This window comes from Shinella sp., assembly GCF_035998705.1.
Lineage (GTDB): Bacteria > Pseudomonadota > Alphaproteobacteria > Rhizobiales > Rhizobiaceae > Shinella.
On record NZ_DASYHH010000026.1, the window covers coordinates 82,686 to 106,674 of the forward strand.

Annotated in this window: 23 protein-coding genes and 1 tRNA gene; 7 read left to right on the forward strand and 17 right to left on the reverse strand. The window is 63.8% G+C overall.

What is annotated here, in order from left to right; genetic code table 11:
* Positions 1 to 124 precede the first annotated feature (124 nt).
* From VGN93_RS23105 to VGN93_RS23120, 4 genes are all read left to right on the forward strand, one after another.
* Positions 125 to 1,492, forward strand: a complete 1,368-nt coding sequence (locus tag VGN93_RS23105) for a UDP-glucose/GDP-mannose dehydrogenase family protein (protein ID WP_327509345.1) — start codon at positions 125 to 127, stop codon at positions 1,490 to 1,492.
* A gap of 43 nt (positions 1,493 to 1,535) precedes the next feature.
* Complete coding sequence (locus VGN93_RS23110) at positions 1,536 to 2,525, forward strand: MDR/zinc-dependent alcohol dehydrogenase-like family protein (protein ID WP_327509346.1); 990 nt, start codon at positions 1,536 to 1,538, stop codon at positions 2,523 to 2,525.
* Positions 2,522 to 3,559 (forward strand): Gfo/Idh/MocA family oxidoreductase, encoded by a 1,038-nt coding sequence (locus VGN93_RS23115; protein ID WP_327509347.1) that lies wholly within the window; start codon positions 2,522 to 2,524, stop codon positions 3,557 to 3,559. The genes VGN93_RS23110 and VGN93_RS23115 overlap by 4 nt, the downstream gene beginning before the upstream one ends.
* A 180-nt stretch (positions 3,560 to 3,739) precedes the next feature.
* Positions 3,740 to 4,573, forward strand: coding sequence for a cytochrome c (locus VGN93_RS23120; RefSeq protein WP_327509348.1), 834 nt, complete (start codon positions 3,740 to 3,742; stop codon positions 4,571 to 4,573).
* Positions 4,574 to 4,625: 52 nt separating this feature from the next.
* Here VGN93_RS23120 and VGN93_RS23125 read toward each other — a convergent pair whose 3' ends face one another.
* The 8 genes from VGN93_RS23125 to VGN93_RS23160 all read right to left on the reverse strand — a co-directional run bounded on the left by VGN93_RS23125 (position 4,626) and on the right by VGN93_RS23160 (position 12,720).
* Complete coding sequence (locus VGN93_RS23125; protein ID WP_327509349.1) at positions 4,626 to 5,039, reverse strand: c-type cytochrome; 414 nt, start codon at positions 5,037 to 5,039, stop codon at positions 4,626 to 4,628.
* A complete protein-coding gene (locus VGN93_RS23130) occupies positions 5,014 to 5,955 on the reverse strand; it encodes a cytochrome c oxidase assembly protein (protein ID WP_327509350.1) in 942 nt (313 codons plus the stop codon). The genes VGN93_RS23125 and VGN93_RS23130 overlap by 26 nt, the downstream gene beginning before the upstream one ends.
* A complete protein-coding gene (locus VGN93_RS23135) occupies positions 5,952 to 6,554 on the reverse strand; it encodes a cytochrome c oxidase subunit 3 (protein ID WP_327509351.1) in 603 nt (200 codons plus the stop codon). The genes VGN93_RS23130 and VGN93_RS23135 overlap by 4 nt, the downstream gene beginning before the upstream one ends.
* A complete protein-coding gene (ctaD, locus tag VGN93_RS23140) occupies positions 6,551 to 8,461 on the reverse strand; it encodes a cytochrome c oxidase subunit I (RefSeq protein WP_327509353.1) in 1,911 nt (636 codons plus the stop codon). Before ctaD ends, VGN93_RS23135 begins: the two co-directional genes overlap by 4 nt.
* Complete coding sequence (gene coxB, locus VGN93_RS23145; protein WP_327509354.1) at positions 8,461 to 9,441, reverse strand: cytochrome c oxidase subunit II; 981 nt, start codon at positions 9,439 to 9,441, stop codon at positions 8,461 to 8,463. The genes ctaD and coxB overlap by 1 nt, the downstream gene beginning before the upstream one ends.
* On the reverse strand, positions 9,438 to 10,037 hold the full coding sequence (locus VGN93_RS23150; RefSeq protein ID WP_327509355.1) for a cytochrome c: 600 nt from the start codon (positions 10,035 to 10,037) through the stop codon (positions 9,438 to 9,440). The genes coxB and VGN93_RS23150 overlap by 4 nt, the downstream gene beginning before the upstream one ends.
* 16 nt (positions 10,038 to 10,053) lie before the next feature.
* Positions 10,054 to 12,456 (reverse strand): FdhF/YdeP family oxidoreductase, encoded by a 2,403-nt coding sequence (locus tag VGN93_RS23155; RefSeq protein ID WP_327509356.1) that lies wholly within the window; start codon positions 12,454 to 12,456, stop codon positions 10,054 to 10,056.
* Positions 12,457 to 12,546: 90 nt separating this feature from the next.
* Positions 12,547 to 12,720, reverse strand: a complete 174-nt coding sequence (locus VGN93_RS23160; protein ID WP_327509357.1) for a hypothetical protein — start codon at positions 12,718 to 12,720, stop codon at positions 12,547 to 12,549.
* A 343-nt stretch (positions 12,721 to 13,063) separates the two neighbouring features.
* Between VGN93_RS23160 and VGN93_RS23165 the strand changes: the two genes are divergently transcribed.
* Entirely contained in the window at positions 13,064 to 16,159 is a 3,096-nt protein-coding gene (locus VGN93_RS23165; RefSeq protein ID WP_327509358.1) for a CheR family methyltransferase, read from the forward strand.
* Between the two features lie 70 nt (positions 16,160 to 16,229).
* Entirely contained in the window at positions 16,230 to 16,619 is a 390-nt protein-coding gene (locus VGN93_RS23170; protein WP_413818708.1) for a response regulator, read from the forward strand.
* Positions 16,620 to 16,713: 94 nt separating this feature from the next.
* Here VGN93_RS23170 and VGN93_RS23175 read toward each other — a convergent pair whose 3' ends face one another.
* Both VGN93_RS23175 and VGN93_RS23180 read right to left on the reverse strand, forming a co-directional pair.
* Positions 16,714 to 17,067 carry a hypothetical protein gene (locus tag VGN93_RS23175; protein WP_327509359.1) on the reverse strand — a complete coding sequence of 118 codons (354 nt, stop codon included), beginning with the start codon at positions 17,065 to 17,067 and terminating at the stop codon, positions 16,714 to 16,716.
* Between the two features lie 257 nt (positions 17,068 to 17,324).
* Complete coding sequence (locus tag VGN93_RS23180; protein ID WP_327509360.1) at positions 17,325 to 18,386, reverse strand: LacI family DNA-binding transcriptional regulator; 1,062 nt, start codon at positions 18,384 to 18,386, stop codon at positions 17,325 to 17,327.
* Between the two features lie 105 nt (positions 18,387 to 18,491).
* Between VGN93_RS23180 and VGN93_RS23185 the strand changes: the two genes are divergently transcribed.
* Positions 18,492 to 19,328: a phytanoyl-CoA dioxygenase family protein gene (locus VGN93_RS23185; RefSeq protein WP_327509361.1), complete on the forward strand. Its 837-nt coding sequence runs from the start codon at positions 18,492 to 18,494 to the stop codon at positions 19,326 to 19,328.
* A gap of 141 nt (positions 19,329 to 19,469) precedes the next feature.
* Here VGN93_RS23185 and VGN93_RS23190 read toward each other — a convergent pair whose 3' ends face one another.
* The 7 genes from VGN93_RS23190 to VGN93_RS23220 all read right to left on the reverse strand — a co-directional run bounded on the left by VGN93_RS23190 (position 19,470) and on the right by VGN93_RS23220 (position 23,962).
* Entirely contained in the window at positions 19,470 to 20,105 is a 636-nt protein-coding gene (locus VGN93_RS23190; RefSeq protein ID WP_327509362.1) for a UdgX family uracil-DNA binding protein, read from the reverse strand.
* A 252-nt stretch (positions 20,106 to 20,357) separates the two neighbouring features.
* Positions 20,358 to 20,606, reverse strand: a complete 249-nt coding sequence (locus VGN93_RS23195; RefSeq protein ID WP_319323119.1) for a DUF6894 family protein — start codon at positions 20,604 to 20,606, stop codon at positions 20,358 to 20,360.
* Positions 20,607 to 20,685: 79 nt separating this feature from the next.
* On the reverse strand, positions 20,686 to 21,228 hold the full coding sequence (locus VGN93_RS23200; RefSeq protein WP_327509363.1) for a DNA-3-methyladenine glycosylase: 543 nt from the start codon (positions 21,226 to 21,228) through the stop codon (positions 20,686 to 20,688).
* A 114-nt stretch (positions 21,229 to 21,342) separates the two neighbouring features.
* Positions 21,343 to 21,936, reverse strand: coding sequence for a hypothetical protein (locus VGN93_RS23205; RefSeq protein ID WP_327509364.1), 594 nt, complete (start codon positions 21,934 to 21,936; stop codon positions 21,343 to 21,345).
* A gap of 59 nt (positions 21,937 to 21,995) precedes the next feature.
* The gene (locus VGN93_RS23210; RefSeq protein ID WP_327509365.1) at positions 21,996 to 22,268 is read right to left on the reverse strand and encodes a hypothetical protein; all 273 of its coding nucleotides are present in this window, start codon (positions 22,266 to 22,268) and stop codon (positions 21,996 to 21,998) included.
* Between the two features lie 177 nt (positions 22,269 to 22,445).
* Positions 22,446 to 23,720 carry a DUF763 domain-containing protein gene (locus VGN93_RS23215; protein ID WP_327509366.1) on the reverse strand — a complete coding sequence of 425 codons (1,275 nt, stop codon included), beginning with the start codon at positions 23,718 to 23,720 and terminating at the stop codon, positions 22,446 to 22,448.
* 165 nt (positions 23,721 to 23,885) lie between these two features.
* A tRNA-Met gene (locus tag VGN93_RS23220) sits at positions 23,886 to 23,962 on the reverse strand.
* Positions 23,963 to 23,989: the final 27 nt, after the last annotated feature.

Sequence of the window (23,989 nt, forward strand, 5' to 3'; positions counted from 1 at the left end):
GAGCGAATTGGCAAGATCGACCGCCAGAAAAGCGGCTAGCACCAGGTCGGGAACCGTTTGCGTGTCTCGTGGTTAGAGGCCGGCATTTCAGCACCTCAAAACCAACAGAAAACGGGACGGCAGCATGGACATCGCGATTGTCGGAACAGGGTACGTCGGCCTCACGACAGGGGCCTGCATCGCCACATTGGGTCATGTCGTAACGTGCATCGACATCGACAAAGCGAAGATTGCGGGTCTCGAACAGGGCAAGCTGCCTTTGTACGAAACCGGGCTCGACGAACTGGTCACCTCGGAACGGCGATCCGGCAGGTTGCGTTTTACCGCCGATCTCGCCGCCGGGGTGCGAGGGGCGGGCATCGTTTTCGTCTCGGTGGGTACGCCGCCCGACCTGCGCGGGGATGTCGATCTGTCCTATGTAAGAAAGGCCGCCGACGACATAGCGCCGCACCTGTCGAAGGGCGCGGTGCTGGTGCTCAAATCGACCGTTCCGGCCGGCACCGCGCGGCAGATCAAGCGGCAGATTTCAGCCCTCGGCAGGAACAACCCCGTCGCGTCCAATCCGGAATTCCTGCGGGAAGGATCGGCGGTCGCCGACTTCTTCAATCCCGACCGCATCGTCGTGGGAGCGGACGAGCCGGCAGCGGCCAGATCGCTGGCGAGCCTGTACGCCCCTTTCGAAAAACACGGCGTCCCGGTGGTCGTGACGAGCACGGTGGACGCAGAACTCGCCAAATATGCTTCCAACGCCTTCCTCGCCTTGAAGATCGGTTTCATAAATGAGGTGGCCGACCTGTGCGAACAGACGGGCGCGGACGTTGCCAGCGTTGCCGCCTGCGTGGGGCACGACAAACGGATCGGCAGCGCCTTCCTCGCGCCCGGACCGGGTTTCGGCGGCTCTTGTTTTCCAAAGGATACCCGCGCCTTCATTGCCACTGGCCGCCGGTTCGGCGCGAACCAGACGCTCGTCGAAAGCCTGATACGCAGCAACGAGCTTCGAAAGAGAAAACTTGCCGTCCGGATCCTCGACCACCTCGCGGGTGGAAGCGTGGTCGCCGTGCTCGGAACGGCGTTCAAGGCCGGCACGGACGATATGCGCGAGGCGGCTGCGCTGACGATCGTTCCGCTCCTTCAACAACAGGGCGTGAAGGTGAAGGCGCATGACCCGCAGTGCCGGACCGTGGGCGCGAAGATGCTGCCGGCCGTCTCCTGGCACGACGATCCCTATGCCGCCGTCGCCGATGCCGACGCCGTCGTCGTCCTGACGGAGTGGCCGGATTATCGCACGCTGGACTGGCGAAGGATCGCCGCCTCGATGAGGGGCCGCATGCTCTTCGACTATCGCAATCTGCTCGAGGCAAGCGCCGTCGCGACGCACGGACTGCGCTACATCGGCCTCGGCCGGCCCGTAAGCCAGCCTCCGGCCGCTGCAAAGAACGGTTCGGCAAGCACAGCCGGCGACTGGCACGACATCGCAGCCGCCCCCTATTGATCCAGCAGAACAGGCGACCAGAACAGCTAGGAGAGGACTTACGATGAACATCGCCTTGCCCGGCGACACGACGCTGATGAAGGCCGCGGTCCTGACCGGTCCGCACACATTCGACCTGCGGACCATGCCACTGCCGGCACCGGCGCCCGGCCAGGTCCGAATCCGTCTTGAGGGATGCGGCGTGTGCGCATCGAATGTGACGCCCTGGGAAGGCCCCGAATGGATGACGTTTCCGACCGAGCCCGGCGGCCTCGGGCACGAAGGCTGGGGACAAGTCGACGCGATCGGCGAAGGCGTCACGGGCATCAGCCCGGGCGACCGGGTCGCCGCCCTGTCGTTCCACGCCTATGCCAGCCATGACCTGGCCGACGTGGGCAACGTGGTCCGGCTGCCGCCCGAGCTCGACGGCATGCCCTTCCCCGGCGAGCCGCTGGGTTGTGCCATGAACATCGTCCAGAGATCCGACATCGGCGCGGGCCAGACGGTCGCGATCGTCGGCATCGGTTTTCTCGGCGCCGTTCTGACGCGACTGGCCTCGGCCGCCGGAGCGACCGTCCTCGCCATCGGGCGCCGGCCCTTTGCCTTGAAACTCGCCAAGCGTATGGGCGCAGCAGAGACGATCGAGATGGACGATCACTGGTCGGTTATCGAAAAAGTTCGCTCGCTGACCGGCGGTCTCTTTTGCGATCGTGTCGTTGAGGCCGCGGGAAAGCAGTGGCCGCTCGATCTTGCAGGCGAACTGACGCGCGAGCGCGGCCGGCTGGTGATTGCCGGCTACCACCAGGACGGACCACGGCAGGTCAACATGCAGATGTGGAACTGGCGGGGCCTGGACGTCATCAATGCACATGAGCGCGATCCCCTGGTCTATGTCGAGGGTATGCGCAACGCGGTCCGCGCCGCCGTCGGCGGACTGATCGATCCGGCCGGGCTGATCACGCATCGGCTGCCCCTCGAGCGCCTGAGCGACGCCCTGGCGATGACACGGGATCGGCCGGAAGGTTTTCTCAAGGCAATCGTGGAGTTCCGATGAAACCGCAGCCCTTTTCGACCGCACCTGCGGCGCCTCCCGTCGGCAGGCCGAAACTCGGCTTCCTCGGCACCGGCCGGATCGGCCGGAACCGTCTGGAGGCGATCGCCCGCAGCCAGACCGCCGACATAGCCTTCGTCGCGGACACGGACGGTGCGATGGCAGAGCAGGCTCGCCAACTGGCTCCGGAAAGCGAGAGGTCGCAGGGCCTCGAGGCGATGCTCGACTCGGGTATCGACGGCCTGGTCATCGCAACCCCCAGCGCCCTGCATGCCGCCCAGGCCATACGCGCGCTGGATGCCGGCATCGCCGTCTTTTGCCAGAAGCCGCTGGGGCGGGACCGCGGGGAGGTGGAAGACGTGGTTTCGGCCGCCCGAAACGCCGACCGTCTTCTCGGCGTCGACCTCTCCTACCGCTTCACCACCGGTGCTCAATTGATCGCCGAACGCTTGCGCAGGGGGGATATCGGCAAGGTCTTCGCCGTCGATCTGGAATTCCACAATGCCTATGGCCCGGACAAGGCGTGGTTCTACGACCGTTTTCTGTCGGGTGGCGGCTGCGTCATCGACCTCGGCGTGCATCTCGTCGACATGGCGCTCTGGCTGCTCGGCCCCTGCGATATCCGCCATGTGGAATCGGCCCTTTACCGGGATGGGCGACGGCTGGTTTCCGGCAGCGAGGACGTGGAGGACTTCGCCGCCGCCACGCTTGAAACCGTACAGGGCGTGACGATCCGCCTTACCTGTTCCTGGCGGCTTCATGCCGGCTGCGACGCCGTCATCCGGGCACGGTTCTTCGGTGAGAAAGGCGGACTGGAATTCGCCAATGTCGGCGGTTCGTTTTACGATTTTACCGCCCGGCATCACCTCCAGACCGCATCCACCGAACTGTGCGGCCCGCCGGACGACTGGAGCGGCCGCGCGGCGGTGGACTGGGTTCGCCGCCTTGCCCGCAACCCCGGCTACGATCCCGCCTGCGAGCAATTCATCGCAGTCGCAGATGCGCTGGACCGCATCTACCAAGCCGGGCGCCGATAACGAGGATCGACCGCCATGCCAAAGGAACCGCGACGACCCGAGGATGTCGCGGCACTGCTCGAAGTTGCGCGAGCCGGTCGGCCGACGATGACACCGCGCGCGACGATCCGCGAACGCCTGCTCCCGGGCATGGTCAGGCCCGGTGCCGTCGCAATCGCCGTTTTGCTGCTCGCGGGGCCGATGACGGCGACCATGCCGGCGGACCGACCGTCACATCTCGCCGGCGACGTCGAGAAGGGGCGGCTCGTCTTCGCCGCCGCCAATTGTGCCGCCTGTCATGCCACTCCGGGTCAATCCGACCCGCTGATGCTCGGCGGAGGCCTCGCGCTCGCCTCGCCCTTCGGCACGTTCCGCGTCCCCAACATTTCCTCCGATCGTCAGGACGGAATCGGAGCATGGTCGGTCGCCGATCTCGAAACCGCGCTGATCACGGGAATGTCTCCGGCCGGAGAACATTATTATCCGGCCTTCCCTTACACCAGCTACACAAGCATGAGCAGGCGGGACATCGAAGATCTCCACGCCTATCTCAAGACCCTGCCGGCCGCGAAAGGGCGCCCGCCGCCGCACGATCTTCCCTTCTTCCTGCGTGCCCGCGCACTCATCGGCATATGGAAGTTGCTGTTTTTCCATCAGGGTCGCTCGTCCGCGTTTCTGAACGGCGATCCGGTGCACGACCGCGGCGCCTATCTGGTCGAAACGCTCGGCCATTGCGCCGAATGTCACTCGACCCGGAATCGTCTTGCGGCCATCGAGCCCGACACGCGGTTCGCCGGCGGTCCTGACCCTGAAGGCACGGGCTTCGTTCCCAACATCACGCCCACGCGTCTCGGCGACTGGAGCGAAGCGGATGTCTCGGCCCTGCTGAAGACGGGGAAAACGCCGCACGGCGTTCGTGTGGGATCGTCCATGGCAGAGGTCGTGACGAACTTTGCCTTGCTGCCGCAATCCGACCGGGACGCCGTCGCCCGCTACATCAAATCACTGCCGGCGCGGCCGACACCCCATCCCTGATCTAGAGTATGTCTTTTCGGGAAAACCGGTTTCCACTTTTCCCTGACGAACTCTAGTCGGCGTAGAGATAGGCCGCGAGGTGGCGCGCTTCGTCCTGCGAAACGCCGGTGGCGGGCATGGCCGTCTTCGGCGAGAAGCGTTGCGGAACGACGATCCATTGGATGAGATTTTCCGGCGTATTGGCGAGTCCGCCCGCAATGTAGACGCGCTCGCGCAAGGCGGCGAGCGGGCCGCCGACCTTGCCATCCGCGCCGGATATGCCGGGAATGCTGTGGCATCCGGCGCAACCGTAGCGGCGGAAGATCGCGGGCGCCAGCGCCGGATCGCCCCCGGTCATCGCAACGGCGACGGCGCGGCGCTGCTGTTCGTTCCTGACGCCGTAAGCGCCAAGACCGCTCGCGAGCACGGCCGCCAGGGCGGCGCCTGCGAGGATTTCCGCTCTATGGCGTGCGAACACGGTCCGCATGGACGCCTCCCGCACCGGAATCCGCAATCCACAAGGCGAGCACCGCCAATGCCGCCGCCGCATAGATGATGCCGCCCGGCACCCACATCACGATGCCGGCAAGCTGCTGATCCTCGAGCGGTGTCAGGCCCCATTCCGGCGCAGATTGCGTCTGCGCCACGTAGGCGACATGCGGCGCGAGCGCGATCAGCGCCCCGAGTATGCTCGTGTGCATCATGGTCGCGAAGAGATGCCATGCCGCCACGCCTCTGCCCGACCTCCAGATCGCCGCCCACCAGAAGAAGATTGCGGTGGCAAAGAAGCTCAGATGCTGGAGCCGATGGAGCGCAAGGTCCGTGACCGTCGCGTCGAAGAGCCCCGGCGCGTGCCATGTCCAGATGGCTGCGCCATGAAGAATCGTCGCCACAAAGCCGCCGGTCGCGATGGTCCAGGCCTTTTCCGCGACGACGGACTTGAAGGCCTTCCCCGCGGCGTGGCGGAGCGGCCTCGGGAGCCCCCAGAACATGACACCGACCGGACGCGCCAGAACGATCAGCGGTGCGGCGACCACCATGACGAGTTCGTGCTCGATCATATGGACCGTGAACAGATGCTCGCCGAGAAAATGCACCGGCGAAACGAGCGCGACCACGAGCGCGAGCCAGCCACCGCAGAATGCAGCGCCGGAGCGGATGAGAAAACGGCGATCGCTCGACCGCTCCAGAAGTTTCAGCGCTCCCGCGGCATAGAGCCCACCGGCAAGAGCGATCGGAACGACGATCCACGGATCGAGGGTCCATTCCGGACCGCGTTCATGCGCCTCTCCGCCATGGGCTGAAAGCGGGCCGGCAGCGGCGGCGAGGATGACGATCGCAGCGGACGTCCTGGCCGCGGATGCGACGACGAAACGACGGGATTTGTCCGCTGCGTTGCTCATAGCCGTGGCACCCAGTAAAGGCTCGCATAGAGCGGAATCCACGTGACGACGACGAAGTTCCAGTAAAGGGCATTGTCTTCGACGTCGCCGAAGCGTCGCGGGTTGTCACCGTGCCGGGTGAACATCAGGCATGTCAGGACGAGGGTATCGACGAGATCGGTGACGATGTGCGCCGTGTGGAGGCCGAGGATCGTCCAGGTGATGGACCCGTAGGCGTTGTCATCCCAGCGCACCCGCAGGGCCGGGAATTCGTAGGCGCGAAAGAACAGCGGCGCGATGCCGAAAAGGCACATGACGACAAGGCCGAGGCGCACGCGGCGCATGTCGCCTTGCCGCGCCCAGCGGCTGACGAGGACGTTCGGCGCCACGCTCGCCAGCAGGATCAGGGCCAGGAAGGTGCCCGGCCAGGGATCGGGCGCGGGTGCACGGATGGGCCAATGCGGTGCGAGGCTCATGAGATAGAAGTAGACCGCGAGCGCCAGCGCGAACCCCGTTCCTTCGATGAGCATGAAGGCGCAGGTGCCCCACCATGTCGGGCTCGCCGCGCCCGTAGCGTGCAGTGGCAGTGCCGAAACATCGAGGACCACGCGCTCCTTCATGACTCGTCCTCCGCAACGCCCTTCGGCCAGAACCAGCCGATCAGCGTGATCGCGACCGGGATGGAACCCCAGACCACGGCCCAGGGAGAGAACATCGACCAGATTAGCAGGACCGACGTCGCGAGCGCGGCCCAGAACGGCCAGACCGAATCCCGCGGTGAGGATTCCCGCGCCTCCGGCGAAGCCTCCACGAGGCTGGTGATCAGAAGCTCGCGCCGGTCGGTTCGCAGCGCGGACGTCACCGGAAGTTCGTCCGGCAGGGACCACAGCGGATCGCGGCCGACGACGACGGGAATGGACCGGAAATTGTAGGGTGGCGGGGGCGAAGGCGTCGCCCATTCCAGCGTCGGCGCATTCCAGGGGTTCTCACCGGCCGGCAACCCCGAGGTCCGGCTGCGTATCGCATCTATGAAAAAGACGAGAAATCCCGCCGCGAGAATGAAGGCGCTCACACTTACGAAGAGGTTGAGCCCGGCCCAGGGGAGTTCGGGCTGGTATGTATAGATACGCCGCGGCATGCCCAGCAGCCCGAGGATATGCATCGGGAAGAAGGTCAGGTGGAAGCCGGTGAAGATGAGCCAGAATGCCCATTTTCCCAGCCTCTCGCTCATCATGCGGCCGGTCATCTTGGGAAACCAGTAATAGACCGCCCCGATCAGTGGAAAGACGGCGCCGCCGATCAGCACATAGTGAAAATGCGCGACGACGAAGTAGGTGTCGTGAACCTGCGCGTCGAACGGCACGGATGCGACCATCACGCCTGTCAAGCCGCCGATCACGAAGGTGACGATGAAGCCGATGACGAAGAGGAGCGGCGTCTTGAAGACGGGTCGCCCCGCCCAAAGCGTCGCCAGCCAGCAGAATATCTGCACGCCCGCCGGAACCGCTATCGCCATGCTGGATGCGGTGAAGAAGCTTTCGCCGAGCCGCGGCAGGCCCACGACGAACATGTGATGCACCCAGAGGCCGAAGGAAAGGATACCGGTCGCGATCAGCGCCATGACCAAGGGAAGGTAGCCGAAGAGCGGCCGCCCGACGAAGGTGGGCAGGATGGTCGAGACCATGCCGACCGCCGGCAGGAAGATGATGTAGACTTCCGGGTGCCCGAAGAACCAGAAGACATGCTGCCAAAGCAAGGCGTCGCCGCCTTCGGCCGGGTTGTAGAAGTGCGTGCCGACGAGCCGGTCCATGATCAATGTCGAGCTTGCGAACATGATCGCCGGCATCGCCAGGATCACGAGAAAAGCCATGACCAGCATCGCCCAGACCAGAACAGGTATGCGGTCGAGGGACATGCCGGGCGCCCGCTGCTTGAAGACCGTGACGACGATCTCAAGCGCGATCGCCAGCGCCGAGAGTTCGGTGAAGGTGATCATCTGCGCCCAGATGTCGGCCCGCTTGCCGGCGCCGTACTCCGGTCCGGCGAGCGGGACATAGGCGAACCAGCCGACGTCGGGCGCGGCGTCCACGACGAAGGAACCCCACAGCAGCAGGCCGCCGACGAGGAAGACCCAATAGGAGAAGGCATTCAGCCGCGGGAAGGCGATGTTGCGCGTCCCCACCATCAGAGGCACGAAGTAGATCGCCATCGCTTCCATGACCGGCACGGCGAAAAGGAACATCATGTTCGAACCGTGCATGGTGAAGATCTGGTTGTAGCGATCCGCATCCAGGAAACGCGCCTCGGGACGGGCCAGTTGAACGCGCATCGCGAGGGCGAGAAGGCCGCCGAGCGCGAGGAAGACGAAGGCCGTGATCATGTAGCGCCGGGCGATGACCTTATGGTCCACCGTGGCGATCGAGCCCCAGAAACCCGGCGCGGAGCCCCAGGTCGCCTGCAGGGCGCCCTCCGCCGTGCCCTCGAGCGGGCCGGCCTCCACCACCGGGGACGTATCGCGCTCCACCATCACTTCAGGCCTTCCATATAGGCGGATACCTGTCTCAGCTCCTCGGCCGGGAGCGGAACGAGCGGCATATTGTTGCCGGGCTTCAAAGTCTGGGGATCGGCGATCCACGCGGCAATCGAGCCGCGTGTATTCTCCAGAAGGCCGGCCGCGATCGTTCGCCGTCCTCCGACATGGGTCAGGTCCGGCCCGGTCGTTCCCGTCGCCTGCGTACCCCGGATCGTATGGCAGGCCGCACATTGCCGGGTCATGAAGACGGTTTTGCCGGCCGAAGCCTCGGGGTTTTCCGGCTCGACGGCGCCGGCGCGCTGCATCTGCACCCAGCGGTCATATGCCTCCGGTTCCTCCGCGATCACGAGAAACGCCATGTGAGCGTGCTGGAGCCCGCAGAATTCGGCGCATTGCCCCCGATAGATACCGGGCCGATCCGCGCGGAACGTCAGTACATTGTGTCGCCCGGGTATGAGATCCTGCTTGCCGGCAAGGCTCGGCACCCAGAACGAATGGATGACGTCGGCGCTTTCGAGCGTTACGCGCACGGTCTTGCCGACGGGAACGTGAATTTCGTTGGCTGTCCGGAACGCGCGGGCCGGGTCGGCGTCTTCGTAGTCGAATTGCCACCACCATTGCTGCGCACGCACGCGGATCGTGACCGCGGCATTCTCGTCGGGAGCGAGCCGGCGCGTCGCCTGGAAACTGACGACGGTCAACGCAGCCACCACGACGACGGTGGCAGCCACAGCCGCCATGACCGGCCGGTGCAGCACATGGTCCGGCACCGCCCGCGCGTCGCGGCGCCGCAGGAGCGCCGCGACCAGGACGATCATGACGGCGATCCAGACCACGACGCACACCGCGACGATGACGATGATCAATGCCTTGAGCGCGGCCGCGGAGGGACCCTGCGCATTCAGCGCCGACTGCACGCCGCCGCATCCCGATTGCAGAAGTGCCGACGACAGAATGACCGCAGCGCGTTTCATGGTGAAGGCCCTTGCTCGCCATACGGCACGGGGCCTTCCTGAAAGAGGAGTGCGGCCGGAGCGCGGTTTTCCGAGGGCCGCGTCTGGCGATCGTCGTTGCGGCCCGGGGCGGTCAGCGGGGCGGAATAGGCGCCGATCGTCTTCACGTAGCCGGCGAGCTGCCAGATCTGGTCCGTCGTCATCCTGTCGCGAAACGGCGGCATCCCGTTGGGGCGGCCATCCCGGATCGATGCGGCGATCGACACCATCGACGGCCCGTAAGTCCACCACCCGTCGAGAAAGGCCGGGCCTCTGCCGCCTTCCCCCTCCCCGTGACATGCCGCGCAACCGAACCACGCGTAGAGCCGCTTGCCCTGCGCAAGATCATAAGCCGTACGTTCGTAGGGTTTGCCGAGCGCGAAATAAACCTCCGGAGGCGTGCCGGCGATACGGTTGGGCATCAGCCTCAGCCCGTCGAGCGCGGCCGACAGGGGAGGATCGAGTCGATATCGTCGCGGCTCCCGCTCGAGGGCGAGGACCACGGCCGCAATCAGCAGCGACGCCAGGAAGCCCGTCCGGAAAAGCGACGACGAGGACGGACGCAGAACCTTCGACATTGTCGCCTCCGCTGCCTCAATTGGCAGGCACCTGGATCGAGCGGACCAGACGAACGGGCAGCAGCTTGTAGGACGGCGTCTTCGCCTTCGGACTGTGGTGGTCCAGCGGGAACAGCGGGTTGGTCTCGGGATAGTATGCCGCGCAACACCCTTTCGGGATGTCGTAGGCCACGATCCGGAAGCCCAGGACTTCGCGGCGCGTCTGCGGTTGAAGGACGGTGATCATGTCCACCACGTCGCCGTTTGCGAAACCCAGGCGGATGATATCGTCGGCATTCATGAAGATCACCTGCCGCGTGCCGTCGACGCCGCGAAAGCGATCGCTGTAACCGTAGATCGTCGTGTTGAACTGGTCGTTGGACCTGAGCGTGGCAAGGTGGAGGACATCCTGCGCCGAGGCCTCCGCCGGAAATTCGGGAAAGAGCCGCCCCGGCGTGATGAAGTTCGCCTTACCGTTCCCGGTGACCCATTTGCGCTCGCGCGCGGGCAGCGGTCGCGGGATGCCGCCCGGCTGGAAAAGCCGCCTGTTGAAATCCTTGAAGGTCTCGGGATAGGTCCGCTCGATGGCATCGCGGATCTGCGAATAGTCGGCGACCCAGCGATCCCACGGCACGTTGCCTCTGCTGAGAGTGGCCTTGGCGATGCCGGCGATGATCGCCGGTTCTGACAGCAGCTCGGGACTTGCCGGCTTTGCCCGGCCGCGCGACCCGTGGAAGTGGGCGACCGAACTTTCCATGGATACCGCCTGCGGGCCGCCTGCCTGCTCATCGAGCTCGATGCGCCCGAGACAAGGCAGCAAATAGGCGATCTCGCCGTGGACGAGATGACTGCGGTTGAGCTTGGTGGCGATCTGCACGGTCAGCCGCAGCTTGCGCCATGCCGCCTCCAGCGCGACCGTATCGGGTGCTGCGCGCAGGAAATTGCCGCCGAGGCTGATGAAGGCGCGCGCCTGCCCGTTCAGGATCGCCTTGCACGCGTCGACGGTCGTGTGCCCCTCCCAGCGGGGCGGCTCGAATGCATAGAGCTCCTTCAGCTTGTCGAGCGGAACGAGGTCCGGCTTTTCCGTTATGCCGACCGTGCGCTGGCCCTGCACGTTCGAATGGCCTCTGACGGCACAGATATTGGCGCCCGGTTTGCCGATATTGCCGCGAAGCAGGGCGAGGTTCGCCACCATGTGAACGTTCTCGACGCCCATCAGATGTTGCGTCAAGCCCATGCCGTAGACCATGAGGACGGCGTCCGAGGCGGCGTAGATGCCGGCCGCCTCCGTCATCTGCTCGCGTGTGAGGCCGGAAACGCGCTCCAGCTCCTCCCATCCGTACTTGCGGGCGGCCGCTGCGAACGTCTCGAAACCGGCCGTGTGGTGTTCGATGAAATCGTGGTCCAGGACGTGTTTCGTGTCGGCGGCGGCCACCGATGCGGCGAAGGCCAGCGCCGCCGCATTCGACGGGTCCTGCGGCCTCGCATCCGTGCCCGAGGCCGCCGTGGCGCCGTCAGCCCGGCGCGCGTCGTCCGCCTCGATCAACGCCTTGCATACGCCGAACATCGCCGCGATGTCGCCGCCGTTTTTCACCTGGTAGTATTTGTCGGAGATCGGCGTTTGCCGGCCGGTCAGCATCTGGCTCGGCGCCTGCGGATTGACGAACCGCTCCAGACCGGGCTCGCGCAGCAGATTGAAGGTAACGACCCGGACACCGCGATCCACTGCATCCTGAAGGTCGTGCAGGAGACGCGGCGACGACGTTCCGACATTCTGCGCAATGTAGAAAATACAGTCGCAATTCTGGAAGTCGGAGAGAATAGCGGTTCCGACGGAGGCGCCGATACTCTCCGGCAGGCCGACGGAGGAACTCTCGTGGCACATGTTGGAGGAGTCGGGCAGGTTGTTGCTGCCGTAGATGCGCGCAAACAGCTGGTACATGTAGGAGGCCTCGAGCGAGGCGCGCCCGGATGTATAGAATTCGGCCGTCTCCGGCGGGACTGCACGCAATTCCCGCCCGATCTCTTCAAAGGCCGTCTGCCAACCGACCGGAACGTATTTGTCGGTCTCCGCATCCCAGCGCATCGGGTGGGTGAGCCGTCCCTGCTCCTCAAGATCGTGGTCGAGCCAGCCTTCGAGTTCGCTCAGCGTGTGGGCGGCGAAAAAACCCGGGTCGGTCCGGCGGCCGGTCACCTCCCAGGCGGTGGCCTTGGCGCCGTTCTCGCAAAACTCCAAAGGGTGGACCTTCGCGGGCTTTGCCCATGCGCAGCTGACGCACATATAACCTTCGGGCTTGTTCTGGTGTTTGAGCAGCGAAGGGCCGGCGACGGGGACATGTTCGCGGAGAAGAATTTCGCCGACCGATTTGGCCGATCCCCATCCTCCGGCCGGCCCCACGTCGAAGCCGATGCTCGGCGATTGTCGCAGCTTTCCGCTCATGATCTGCCTCCTTCCGCGTATTGAACCCGGCTTCCTCGGCTTCGGCCGCTGGTCAAGAGGAGGCCGAAAGACAATGCCCGCTGCCGCGTCTCAGGTGCTCGTCATGATCCCGTAGAGGACGATGAACGTGTAAATCGCAAATGCGGCGAGCGCGACGCCCGCGATAAGCATCATCAAGCCGCGCCCGGCGATGACCTTGCGCTTCTTTTGCTCAGGGGGATCGGCGGAAGGAGAAAGCCCCGTCGGCGTATGCTTGTCGCCCATGCTTGCTGCTCCTGTTCGGTTTCAGTCGTCGTGCTTCGGGCATGGTGGCTGGTCAGGAGACGGAACTTTTCCTCGCCTGAAGCAATTCCGCTACAAGAGAACCGCAGCGTTTGTCATCGTCTTCGCGGACCGGCAGTCGATGCGATCTTCCGCGTGTCGACGATGTCGGCTGCGCCAGGAAATTCGAATTCTACGTGCCACCCGCCACGCACATCCCTTGCCGGCAAACTCATACTCACGAACGGCAACGATGTTCCGGAGAACGAAAAAAATTGTCAAAGCCGTTGCCGGCACATAATTCTAGAAGTGGAGAGACCGCCGATCGGTCTTCAGGAACGGTGCCATGACAAAAACAAACTCCCGGTTTCCGGTCGTCGGAATTGGTGCGTCGGCGGGTGGCATCCCTGCAATGGAAGGGTTCTTTCGCGGTCTTCCGGAACGCTGCGGCATGGCCTTCGTCATCGTCACGCATCTCAACCCGGAGCGCGAGAGCCTGCTCCACGAAGTGCTCCGGCGCTTTACCGACATGAATGTGATACCCGCATCGAACGGCACGAGGGTCGAGCCGGATACCGTCTACGTCATGCCTGAAAACGTGGTGCTGACGATTCGCGATGGCGTCCTTGACGTCCGCACGCTTGGCGCCGACGCCCGGGAACGCAAGCCGGTCGATGTGTTTTTCGTGGAGCTTGCCAAGGATCAGGGCGAATATTCCGTCGGGGTCATTCTTTCCGGAGGAGACGGCGACGGCACCCTCGGCGTCAAAGCGATCAAGGAGCGCGGTGGCCTGACGCTTGCGCAGGCCAGCGACGGCGCCGGGCCGCGTAACCCCGACATGCCGCAGAGCGCGATTTCCAGCGGCCTGATCGACCTCGCCATTCCCGCCGAGGACATGGGCCAGAAGCTCGTCGCCTTCGCGCGCGGCTTCGACCTTCTGCCGGACCCCGGCCAAGCCGACAAAGAAGGGAACTCGCAGGACCTCGATGAGGCTCGTCAGAACATCTACTCGATCCTGCGCAGCCAGTCGGGCCATGATTTTTCCGGTTACAAGACAAAGGCCTTCCTGCGGCGCGTCCGCCGGCGCATGCAGGTCAAGCAACTCGAAACGATCGACGCCTATGTCGCCTGCCTGAGACAGGATCCCGAGGAGGTCTCCCGCCTGTTCAGCGACCTGCTGATCAACGTCACGAACTTCTTTCGCGACACGGACGCGTTCGCTGTTTTGGAAAACAGAGTCATTCCGCAACTCTTCACCGAGAAGACGGCGGCCGACACGATCCGTATCTGGATTCCCGGCTGCGCAACCGGCGAAGAGGTCTATTCCATTGCGATCCTGATGCGGGAACAGATGGAAAAACTTTCCTCCGTTCCGCGCGTGCAGATCTTCGCGACCGATATCGACGAGCCTGCCCTCAACATCGCGCGAGCCGCCCGGTATCCTGAAGCGCTGCTGGAGGGCGTGTCGGGCGCACGGAAAGACAAGTTCTTCAACAGCGACGGCGCAAGCTTCGTCGTCAGCACCGCCGTGCGCGAGCTTTGCATCTTTTCTCCGCACAGCGTCATTCGGGATCCGCCTTTCTCGCGCATGGATCTCGTATCCTGCCGCAACTTGCTGATCTATCTCGGGCAGGACGTGCAGAACCGGCTCATTCCGACGTTCCACTATGCCTTGCGGCCGGGCGGGTATCTGTTTCTCGGCACTTCGGAGGGCGTCGGGCAGCACAGTGATCTTTTCACCGTCATCGACAAGAAAAACCGCATCTTCCAGGCGCGCGACAACCCCGGCGCCGTGCGGGTGCCGATGTTGATCGGGGACGAACAATACACCCCGTTCCCGGCCTCGGCAAAACTGGATGCGCGGGGCGTCGGGGCGGTACAGTTGCGACAGGCCGCGGAAGCGCAGGTGTTGGAAGCATTCGCTCCCGCCCATGTCGTCGTCAACGCGGAGGGCGACGTGCTCTACGCGTCCGGCCGGACCGGGCGCTTCCTGGAGATACCGCAGGGGGCGCCAAGCCGTCAGTTGCTGACCATGGCAAAACGCGAGCTCAGGCTCGATCTGCGGGCTGCGTTGCGGGAATGCGCCTCCTCCAGGCAACGCGTCACCAAGGAGAACATCGCGATCGATGCGGAGGGCAACCGCGTTCAATTCGCGTCGATATCCGTCGAGCCGCTCAATCACCGCGGAAACGGCGAGCCGCTCTACGTCGTGCTTTTCCAGTCGCTCGGACCTTCGCAGACCCGGACCGATATCGAACGCGAGCGGCGCGATCCCGCAGAGACGGCCGATCTGGAGCGAGAGCTGCGCGACACGCGCGAGCGCCTACAGTCGACGATCGAGGAGTACGAAACCGCCCTCGAGGAACTGAAGTCCTCTAACGAGGAGCTGGTCTCGGTCAACGAAGAGGCCCAATCCTCCAACGAGGAGCTGGAAGCGTCGAAGGAGGAGATGCAATCGCTCAACGAGGAGCTCAACACCATCAACGCCGAGCTGAACAGCAAAGTCGAAGATCTCGACCGCGCCAACAACGACCTGAAGAACCTTTTCGAGGCCACGCAGATCGCGACCATCTTTCTCGATCGCAATCTGGTGATCCGTAATTTCACGCCGACCGCGTCGAACTTCTTCAAGGTAAGAGGGTCCGATGTCGGGCGACCGCTGACCGAACTGTCGAGCGATATCGATTATCCGGAGTTGAAGAGCCATATTGCCGAGGTCTTCGCCTCGGGACAGAATCTCGACCACCATCTGTCGCGCGATGGCAATGGCCGTCACTATCTGGCGCGTCTCATTCCCTATCGCGGCGACAACAACAAGATCGACGGCGTCATCGTCACCCTCATCGACGTCACGACCCTTGCGGAAGCGGAAGACCACCAGAAGGTGCTGATCTCCGAACTGAACCACCGCGTCAAGAACATGCTTGCCGTGACGGTCAGCATCGCGACCCAGACCCTTGAGTCATCGACATCCCCCGAGGCGTTCCATACCGCCTTCGTCGGCCGCCTGAAGGCGATGTCCCGCACCTATGGCCTGCTCTCGCGCGAACACTGGAAGGAAGCCTCGGTACAGGAACTCATTGCGCAGGAATTGTCGCCGTTCGGCGTCGATCGCAGCACGCTGGTCGGCCCGGCAATCAAGCTGGCCCCCCAGCGAGGCCTCGCCTTGGGCATGGTCGTTCATGAGCTTGCGACGAATGCCGCCAAATATGGCGCGCTCAGCGACACGGACGGCCGGGTGAGCGTACACTGGAGCGTCGATGACGGTTGGTTCAGGCTGATCTGGCTGGAACGGGACGGCCCACGCGTGTCGCCGCCGCAAAAGGATGGCTTCGGCATGAGCCTCCTGCATGGGGAGGTCAGCTACCGGCTGGGCGGAAAGGTGGAAACAAAATTCGAAGAGCAAGGTTTGAGCGCAAATATCTCGTTTCCACTTCGCTAGAAGTGGTGGATCCGCAGCAATCGCCATATGCGCGGCACGCATATGGCGGACTACGCCGATCGGAACGTCCGTGATACCGACATCGCGATACAGCCCCCTCTTTGCCGGCAAACGCATTCTCGTTGTCGAGGACGAGTTTCTGCTGGCCAACGAGGCTCGGACAATGCTCGTCAAGCTCGGCGCGACGGTCGTCGGTCCGACACCGCGCGTCGACCGGGCGCTGACGATCATCGAGACCGAGCAGGTGGATGCCGCCATCCTCGACATTTGCCTCGACGGGGCGCTCGTTTTCCCCGTCGCGGAGCGGCTCGCCGACCTCGCTATCCCCTTCGTCTTTGCCTCCGCTTTCGACCCTTCGATCATTCCCGAGCGGTTCAGCGGGTATGTGCTCTGCGAAAAGCCCGTCGAACTGGAGAAGATTGCCCACGGCCTTTTCGGACCACCCATGACGAACGCCTGATGGAAGCCGTCCGTCGCGAAAGAGGATCCAAGCTCCTTACCTGAGCCGTCTGTTCGCGGTTACCGGCCGCCGGAGAGACTGAACCAAACAAACTCTAGAGCCAGCCGAGCGCAAGCAGTATCGCTCCGAGGAAAAAAACCGAGCCGGCGAATGCGAACGCGATTCCGACGATCGGAATTTTCGACTGGAGCGGGTGGTTCGCTGGAAAGATCGGACGCATTGCCGACCCCTCGTCGGCCGATACGTCAGGACGCTTTCCTTCGCACTGCGTCCGGCGAGCGGTCTCGACCATCTCGGGATCGAGAGGCGTGCCGGCAGCCTCGGCGTCCGTTTCGAGCGGCGCGAGGGCCGGATCGAAACCGGGACGCTTGTCGCCGGTGAGGCCGGCCTGAATATCTCCTCGAATCTGAGCTGGATTGCGCCCGTCAGGCGCATGCGACTTCTTCATCGGTAGGCTCCTGAACATCGTGGCGCTCTAACCCCCGTTTTGTTGGAAGGTTCCCCTTTTTACCTTGCAATGATGCCGGCTTGGCTTTGGCGAAGGCGCCAGGAACACTTTCCGTCCGGCCAAGTTAGATGCGGCGAACCTCGCTCCTGGGGTTCGAGCAAAGCCGGCTTCCCCTCAATTCCGCCGGCTGCGCAAGCGACCGCTCGTCCCGTGCAGTACGAGCGGTCGCCCATTCGGGAACGGTGAAGAGCCGCTTCCTATCCCGCCGTCGCGCGCCAACTGAGATCCCGGCAGGACGCCCGTTCAATCAAAGCGCAGCCGACTTTGTGGACACGGTGGGTCCCGGCCATGGCGGCAGGCCCTTTGCCGAGCTGCCGCATGGCCCAGGCGCCCATTGGCCGGTGCGGGAGTTCGAGCGTCGTCAATTGGGGACGCAGATGGCGGGAAAGTTCATCGTCGTCGTAGCCGATGACGGAGATATCGTCCGGAACGCGCAGGCCCGCTTCCGTGATGGCGTTGAGACAACCCATCGCCATCTTGTCGTTCTGGCAAAAGATCGCCGTCGGCCGCCTGTCGAGGGACAGGAGCTTCTGGGTCGCCTCGAAGCCCGATGATGGCGTCCAGTTTCCTTCGACCACCAGTCTGTCGTCATAGGGCACACCGGCCTCCGCCAGCGCCTCCCTGTAGCCGATGAGCCGATCTTGCGCCGCTTCCATGAAGGTCTCGCCGGTAATCGTCCCGATCCACGTATGCCCGAGCTTCGCAAGCGAACTCGTCGCCAAGCGTCCACCCTTTATCTCGTCGGGAACCACGGACGGGAAGCGGTTGTCGCTCGTGTAGCAATTGAGCAGGACAAGGGGCACCGGGAGGTCTTCGAAGGCAAAATCCAGCGAGACCCGCCGGGTGAAGATCGACATGTAGACGATGCCCTGGGCGCCGGCCTGCAACAGTCGTGCCAGCGCCTTTTTCTCATGCTCCGCCCTGCCCTGGGTTTGCGCCACGAGAATCGTCACGTCGTTTTCCCACGATTCATGACGCGCACCTTCGATGGCGTTGACGGCCTCCGGGGTGGTCGCAAGCTGGTCCACGATGAAGCCGACGCAACCGCCCCGGAGATCGTCCATTCCCGCGCGCCGGATCGGGCTTCCCAAACCGTAGCCCAACGATCGCGCCGCATCGACCACGCGCGTTCGAAGCTCAGGGGAAATCTTGATGTCCGTGACACTGTTCAAAACGACCGAGACGGTGGCCTGCGAGCAGCCGGCCGCCTTGGCAACATCCATCATCGTCACGCGCTTGCTGGTCTTCCGGTCGCTCATGTCCGCCCCCTTTGCTGGCAGGCCTATACCAGCTAATAAAATTCCGCCATTGACTAATAATTATTAGTAGCGCTAGGTTTGAGTTCCTTGGAGGAGGATTTCGCGATGACCGCACACACATCTTTCGACTACGATATCGCCGCACAGATGGCGCAGCTCGCCGAAGACGGCATCATCGGGCTCAAAGGCGCCTTCTCTCCCGAATGGGCAGACGCGATGCGCGAAGACATGATGACAGCCTTCTGGTCGGCCATTCAGCGCCCCGGCGGCGCAGTGGGGCGCGGGCCGCGGCGCTGGTATGTCGAAATCCATCCCCAGGCCTTCCGTGGATTCGTCGACCTGATTACCCACCCCTGGGTCGTGGACGTCTGCACACATGTGCTCGGCGCCGACTATCAAATCATCGAGATCGGCCTGGACGTACCGTTCCAGGGCGCGAAATACCAACCGTGGCATCGCGACTTCCCCTCACCCGCGCAGACCTATCTCGATCGCAAGATCACCTCCCTTGCCTTCAACCTGACGGGTGTCGATGTGACGGAGGACATGGGGCCGTTCGAGATCGCGCCGGGGACCCAGTACGACGACGGCCGGGAATGGAAGCATGAGATGTTTCCCGACAAATCGCTCTGGGGGCGTTTCCAGGAACGGGCAACCCGGAAATATCCGCGCCGGGGCGACATTTCCTGCCGGTCCGCACTGACGGTTCACCGCGGGACGGAGCACCAGTCGCCGATAGCCCGCCCCGTCATGGTGCTCGGCGTCGATGCCCCGGGCGCCGGACACGCGGCCTTGCACGACATGATGGCTACGCCCGAATGGTATGAAGCTCTGCCCGAGATCGCCAAGAAACACCTGGTCTGCCGGGTCGTCGATGAAATCATCCCCATTACCCAGAAACACGACATCGAGGGGCTGGTGATGGGCGCCGACCCCGCATAAGGCCGACGATCTCCTACTCCCGCTCCACGAATTTGTTGAAACGGCTTGTTTTTCCATCCCCGGTCTTGCCCTGGTGAAGGAAGGCGAGCCGGGAGCCTTCGAAAATGTCGTCACCGTAGTGGCTGCAACCAGGCGCGCTCGTCATGCCTTGAGGAACCGTTTCATCTTTCGCAGTTCTGCCACGAACCGCGCCCTTTCCTGTTCGGCGTCGGGCCGTCCGCGCCCGCGCAGAAGGGCGGACGGATGCACGGTAATCAACGCCGGCACGCCAACCTGCGTATCGACGATGCGCCCGCGATCGGCCATGACGGAATGGCGCTTGCCCAATATTGCAAAGGCGGCGGTCGCGCCGAGGGTGACCAGCAGTTTCGGTTTCAGCCATGCGATCTCGCCGCCGAGCCACCAGGCGCACTGCCGGACCTCGCCGGTGTTCGGCTTTTCATGGATTCGACGTTTGCCGAGCCGCTTGAACTTGAAATGCTTGACGGCATTGGTGAGGTAACAGTCCGCCCGGTCGATGCCGGCTTCCTCCAGGCAGCCGTCGAGGAACCGTCCCGCCGGCCCCACGAAGGGGTGGCCGAGTTGATCCTCCCGGTCGCCGGGCTGCTCACCAACCAGGAAGACCTTGACGCGCTCCGGCCCTTCCCCGAAAACGACCTGCGTCGCATCGCGATAAAGGGGGCACCGCCGGCATGCCGCCGCGTCTTCCCGCATCCGTGCGATCCCACCCTCGGCATGTTCTTGAAAGGCAGGAGCAACGCTCGCATTTTTCAGCATGGTCGCCTATCCGATTGCCGTCTATCGCCATGCAACCACCGAGCCCCGGCGATGTTCCACGTCAGCGCCGGAACCGTCGCTGAACAACGGTGGAACCATCCTGATCCCGCGTTACGTGCGGTTGAAAGTAAGGAGACGGCATGATTGAGCATGGGACATCAGCCCCTGACGACGAGGCGGCGTGCTCGTGGCGCCGCAAAGCCATTGATCCGAAGTGTCTATCAGCCCGTCAGGCGGCACCTGGATCTCGCGTCAAACCTGCTGCGCACCATGCGGTATGGCCTCAAGAACGAGACGGACCGTCAGGATCGGCACGCGGTGGGCGTCCTGCAATTCCACTGATATGCTGTCGACCGGCTCGTTGGGCAGACCGTCGACCGCCATTTCCGCCAGAAGCGTCTTTGCTTCTTCCTTTGCCCGCTCCAGATCGGCGAACTCGAACCCGCGATCCGGCTGGAGCACGCCATCCTGATCCTGGATCTTGAAATAATATCTTTCCATCGCAGCCTCCATGAACTTTTCTGATCAATGTTGTTGGGAGCGAAACGTTCCGGCCGGCGTGCGGCGCTCTCGTCCGGCGTCAGATCGGCCTGCTCAAATAGCGCGAGCCCGCTGCTGCGAAACGCCACGGCCGTTCGGCCGCCTTGCTGATGCCGATGCGCACGCCACTCACCATGGCAGGCGTTGCGGGTGCGGGCTCCAGCGAAAAGGGCGCTTCAAGCACCGAGAGCCCGTTCATGCCGCCGGTCACGGCGAGCGCCTTGCACAGATTGCCCGGGCCGGCACAGATTTTGCGCGGTTCCTTCACCCCTCGACGCGCCATCATCTGCTCCAGCCCGTGCGTCGGCTCGAGCGCGCGAACGAGCACGGCGCTGCCGCGTTCGCAGACGAAATTGAGGCACCAATGCAGGCCATAGGAGCGATAGACATAGGCAAGGCCCGGCGCGCCGAACATCGCGGCATTTGCGGCCGTCTGCCCGCGAAAACTGTGCGACGCCTCGTCGTCCTGGCGGTACGCCTCGGTTTCCACGATCGGCCCTCCGACGCCCTCCACGAGCAGGCGGGCCCCCAGAAGATCGATGGCGACAGCCACGGCATCCCGCGCGAAGAAGCTCTCGTTCATCGGACTGACCGGCTCATTTTCCCCGCCGTTGCTGCAATCGCAGCCGGCTTGACCATATTCGGCACCTCACTCTGCAAGCGGCACGGAAAAGACCCGAGGAAACCTCGGGTCCGCCTACGGATTTAACGGCCTCATGCTCGATTGGCGCTCACGCATGATTTCGACCAGCGTTCCGATCACCTCGGAGGCCTCGAAGGGCTTGGCCACCAGAGGTATCTGGACCAGGGCCTCGGGCAAATTCTCCCGTCCGTACCCCGTCGTCAGCACGAACGGAATGTTCCTGACGCGCAGCAGATCAGCGACCGGCAGGCTGATTTCCCCTCGCAGGTTCAAATCGAGAATGGCGCCATCGAGTTCGGTGGCCTCCTCGATGGCGCGTATCGCTTCGCGAATTCCGGAGACAGGACCCACAACGACCGCGCCGTGCGCTTCCAGAGCGTCGACCAGATCGACGGCAATCAGATACTCGTCTTCGACCACCAAAACGTGGCCCAGGCTTCCGTCCATACCTATCCCTCCCGAGAGGTAGCTCAGACCAGCGGAGAAACGTAATGTTCCAGATACGAAGGAAGATAGCCAAAGATAATTGCCAAAGCCCGCATCCCGCGATCCATTGCGGAAGACGGAGAACGCAAGAGGCGCTTTGAGGAGATGCAGGTCCTGCTGCACAAATCCGGGAATTCCAACCGACCTGTTGCGCAGGCCCATTCGTCTTCCCGGGCGCATCGATCCCCCGGCTGCATGACCGAGGGGAGCGAAATAGGGTTTCAATCGAATATCGCGCCCTTCGCGCCCTCGAATTCACGGGCGAGCGATCGGATGGCGGTCTCGGCCTCTCGTTGCGTCCACCCGGCGCGTTCAGCCCGCCGGACCAGATCCGCCACGGTCCCCGTCATGCCGCCCGCAATGATCGTCGCCAAAATCTCTCCCGAGCCGACGAGGTCGGCGACGGACGGCCGCAACGAAGCCAGGCAGTCGCTGTCGCGTCCGGCATAGTCGCCGGCCTGACGCGGCGAAGATATCTTATGCTGAGGCTGCACTTCGCTTCTCCATCCGTTGTCGGGCCGACAGTCCGTTCGCCTCATGAAAGCCGCATCACACGCCGTCCCGAACGACCTTGGCACCGAGCAGGCGTCGCGCTCTCACGATGGCTGAAACCTACGCATCAGCCTGCGAAATGTTCCACCGGCCCGCCCCTGGCCATCCCCTCGCGCACTTCAAGCGCGTGAAGGAACGCTTGACCGCGGCGCACAGGAAGCCTCGGGCCGGGGTTCCCAACCGAACACGCTACGGCCATCCCAATCGCTGGATCGACGGAACTCCCCGGCGACGATTTCCTTGAGATCCGGCCCGGTAGCATATTTCTCAAGCTGCCGGGCCTGGTCGTCCAAGCGCTTGAGGGCCTGCAATTCCTCCTCGCGGCCAAGCCGCGCCTTCGAAACGGCCGACTTCATCACCCGGATCGTCTCGTCGTAGACCTTCAGCGGCACGGGAAAGGGGTGGCGGTCCTTGCCGCCGTGGGCAAGGGAGAACCGCGCCGGATCTGAAAAGCGGCAGGGTGCGCCATGCACCACTTCGGCCACCATGGCAAGCGCCTTGACGGTGCGCGCGCCGACGCCCGGCACCAGCAGGAGGCGCTCGAAATCCTCCGGGCCCCGATCGGCGGCCGCGGCGAGCGCTGCGTGCAGGCGCTTCATGTTGACGTTTTCTTCGCGCACGTCGTGGTGCGCCGGCATGATGAGGTGCGGCAGCAGCGGCTGTGCGCTTGGCTTGGTCTTCCTGCCCGGCTCGATGGCAACCATCTCGCGCACGATGCGATCCGGCCCAAGCGAGGCCAGAAGATCGAGCTGGCTTTTCCGCGAGGCGTCGGCGCGCCGGTCGGCGAGGTTGACGATCTCGCCCTGCCCCCTGCCCTCGATCGCGGCATGTGGACAATCCACGAAACTGGTCATGCCCTCGGACAGCCAGTGGTATCGGCGCGCCTGCCGCTTCTCGCCATTCTTGCCCTGCTGTACGACGACCCATTTGCCGTCATCGGTGACGATGAAGCCGTGCAGGTAAAGATCGAAGCCATCCTGAACCGCTGCGCTGTCGATCTTTGCAACGAGCCGGCTGGTCGTGGCAAGGCGGCTGCCGTCGATGCCGACGCGGTCGCCGATGGCGATCAGTTCGTCCGGCGTCTGGCGCGAGTTTCGCCCGCGGCCGCCGCAGACATGGATGCCGAGCTCGGCCGTCAGTGGTGTCAGTCCGCGTTTCAGGGCGCCGATGACGCTGGTCGTAATGCCGGAAGAGTGCCAGTCCATGCCCATGACGCAGCCAAAGGACTGGAACCAGAATGGATGCGCCAGCCGCCGCAGAAATTCCTCACGACCGTATTCGATCACGATCGCTTGCGTGATGACCGCCCCTAGCCGCGTCATGCGGTCCCCCAGCCACCGGGGCACACGGCCGCCATGAAGCGGAAGATCGGCACTGCCGGCACGTTGAACCATAGGTGCTTATACCTCGGAAGAGGGTTTCGAGACAGAGAAAAGTTCTGTATATGTTCCAGCACCTGAGGAGGGTTCTTTGGAAAAGCCGGACCCATTGCGGCTTGTCCGACGTCGCCCTTAACGCCGCAAGCCGGCTTGCGTTTCGGTAGCGGGCTTTATTTGATTTGGTTGCGGGGGCAGGATTTGAACCTGCGGCCTTCAGGTTATGAGCCTGACGAGCTACCGGGCTGCTCCACCCCGCGTCCAGCGCATTCGGCTTTGCCGAATGT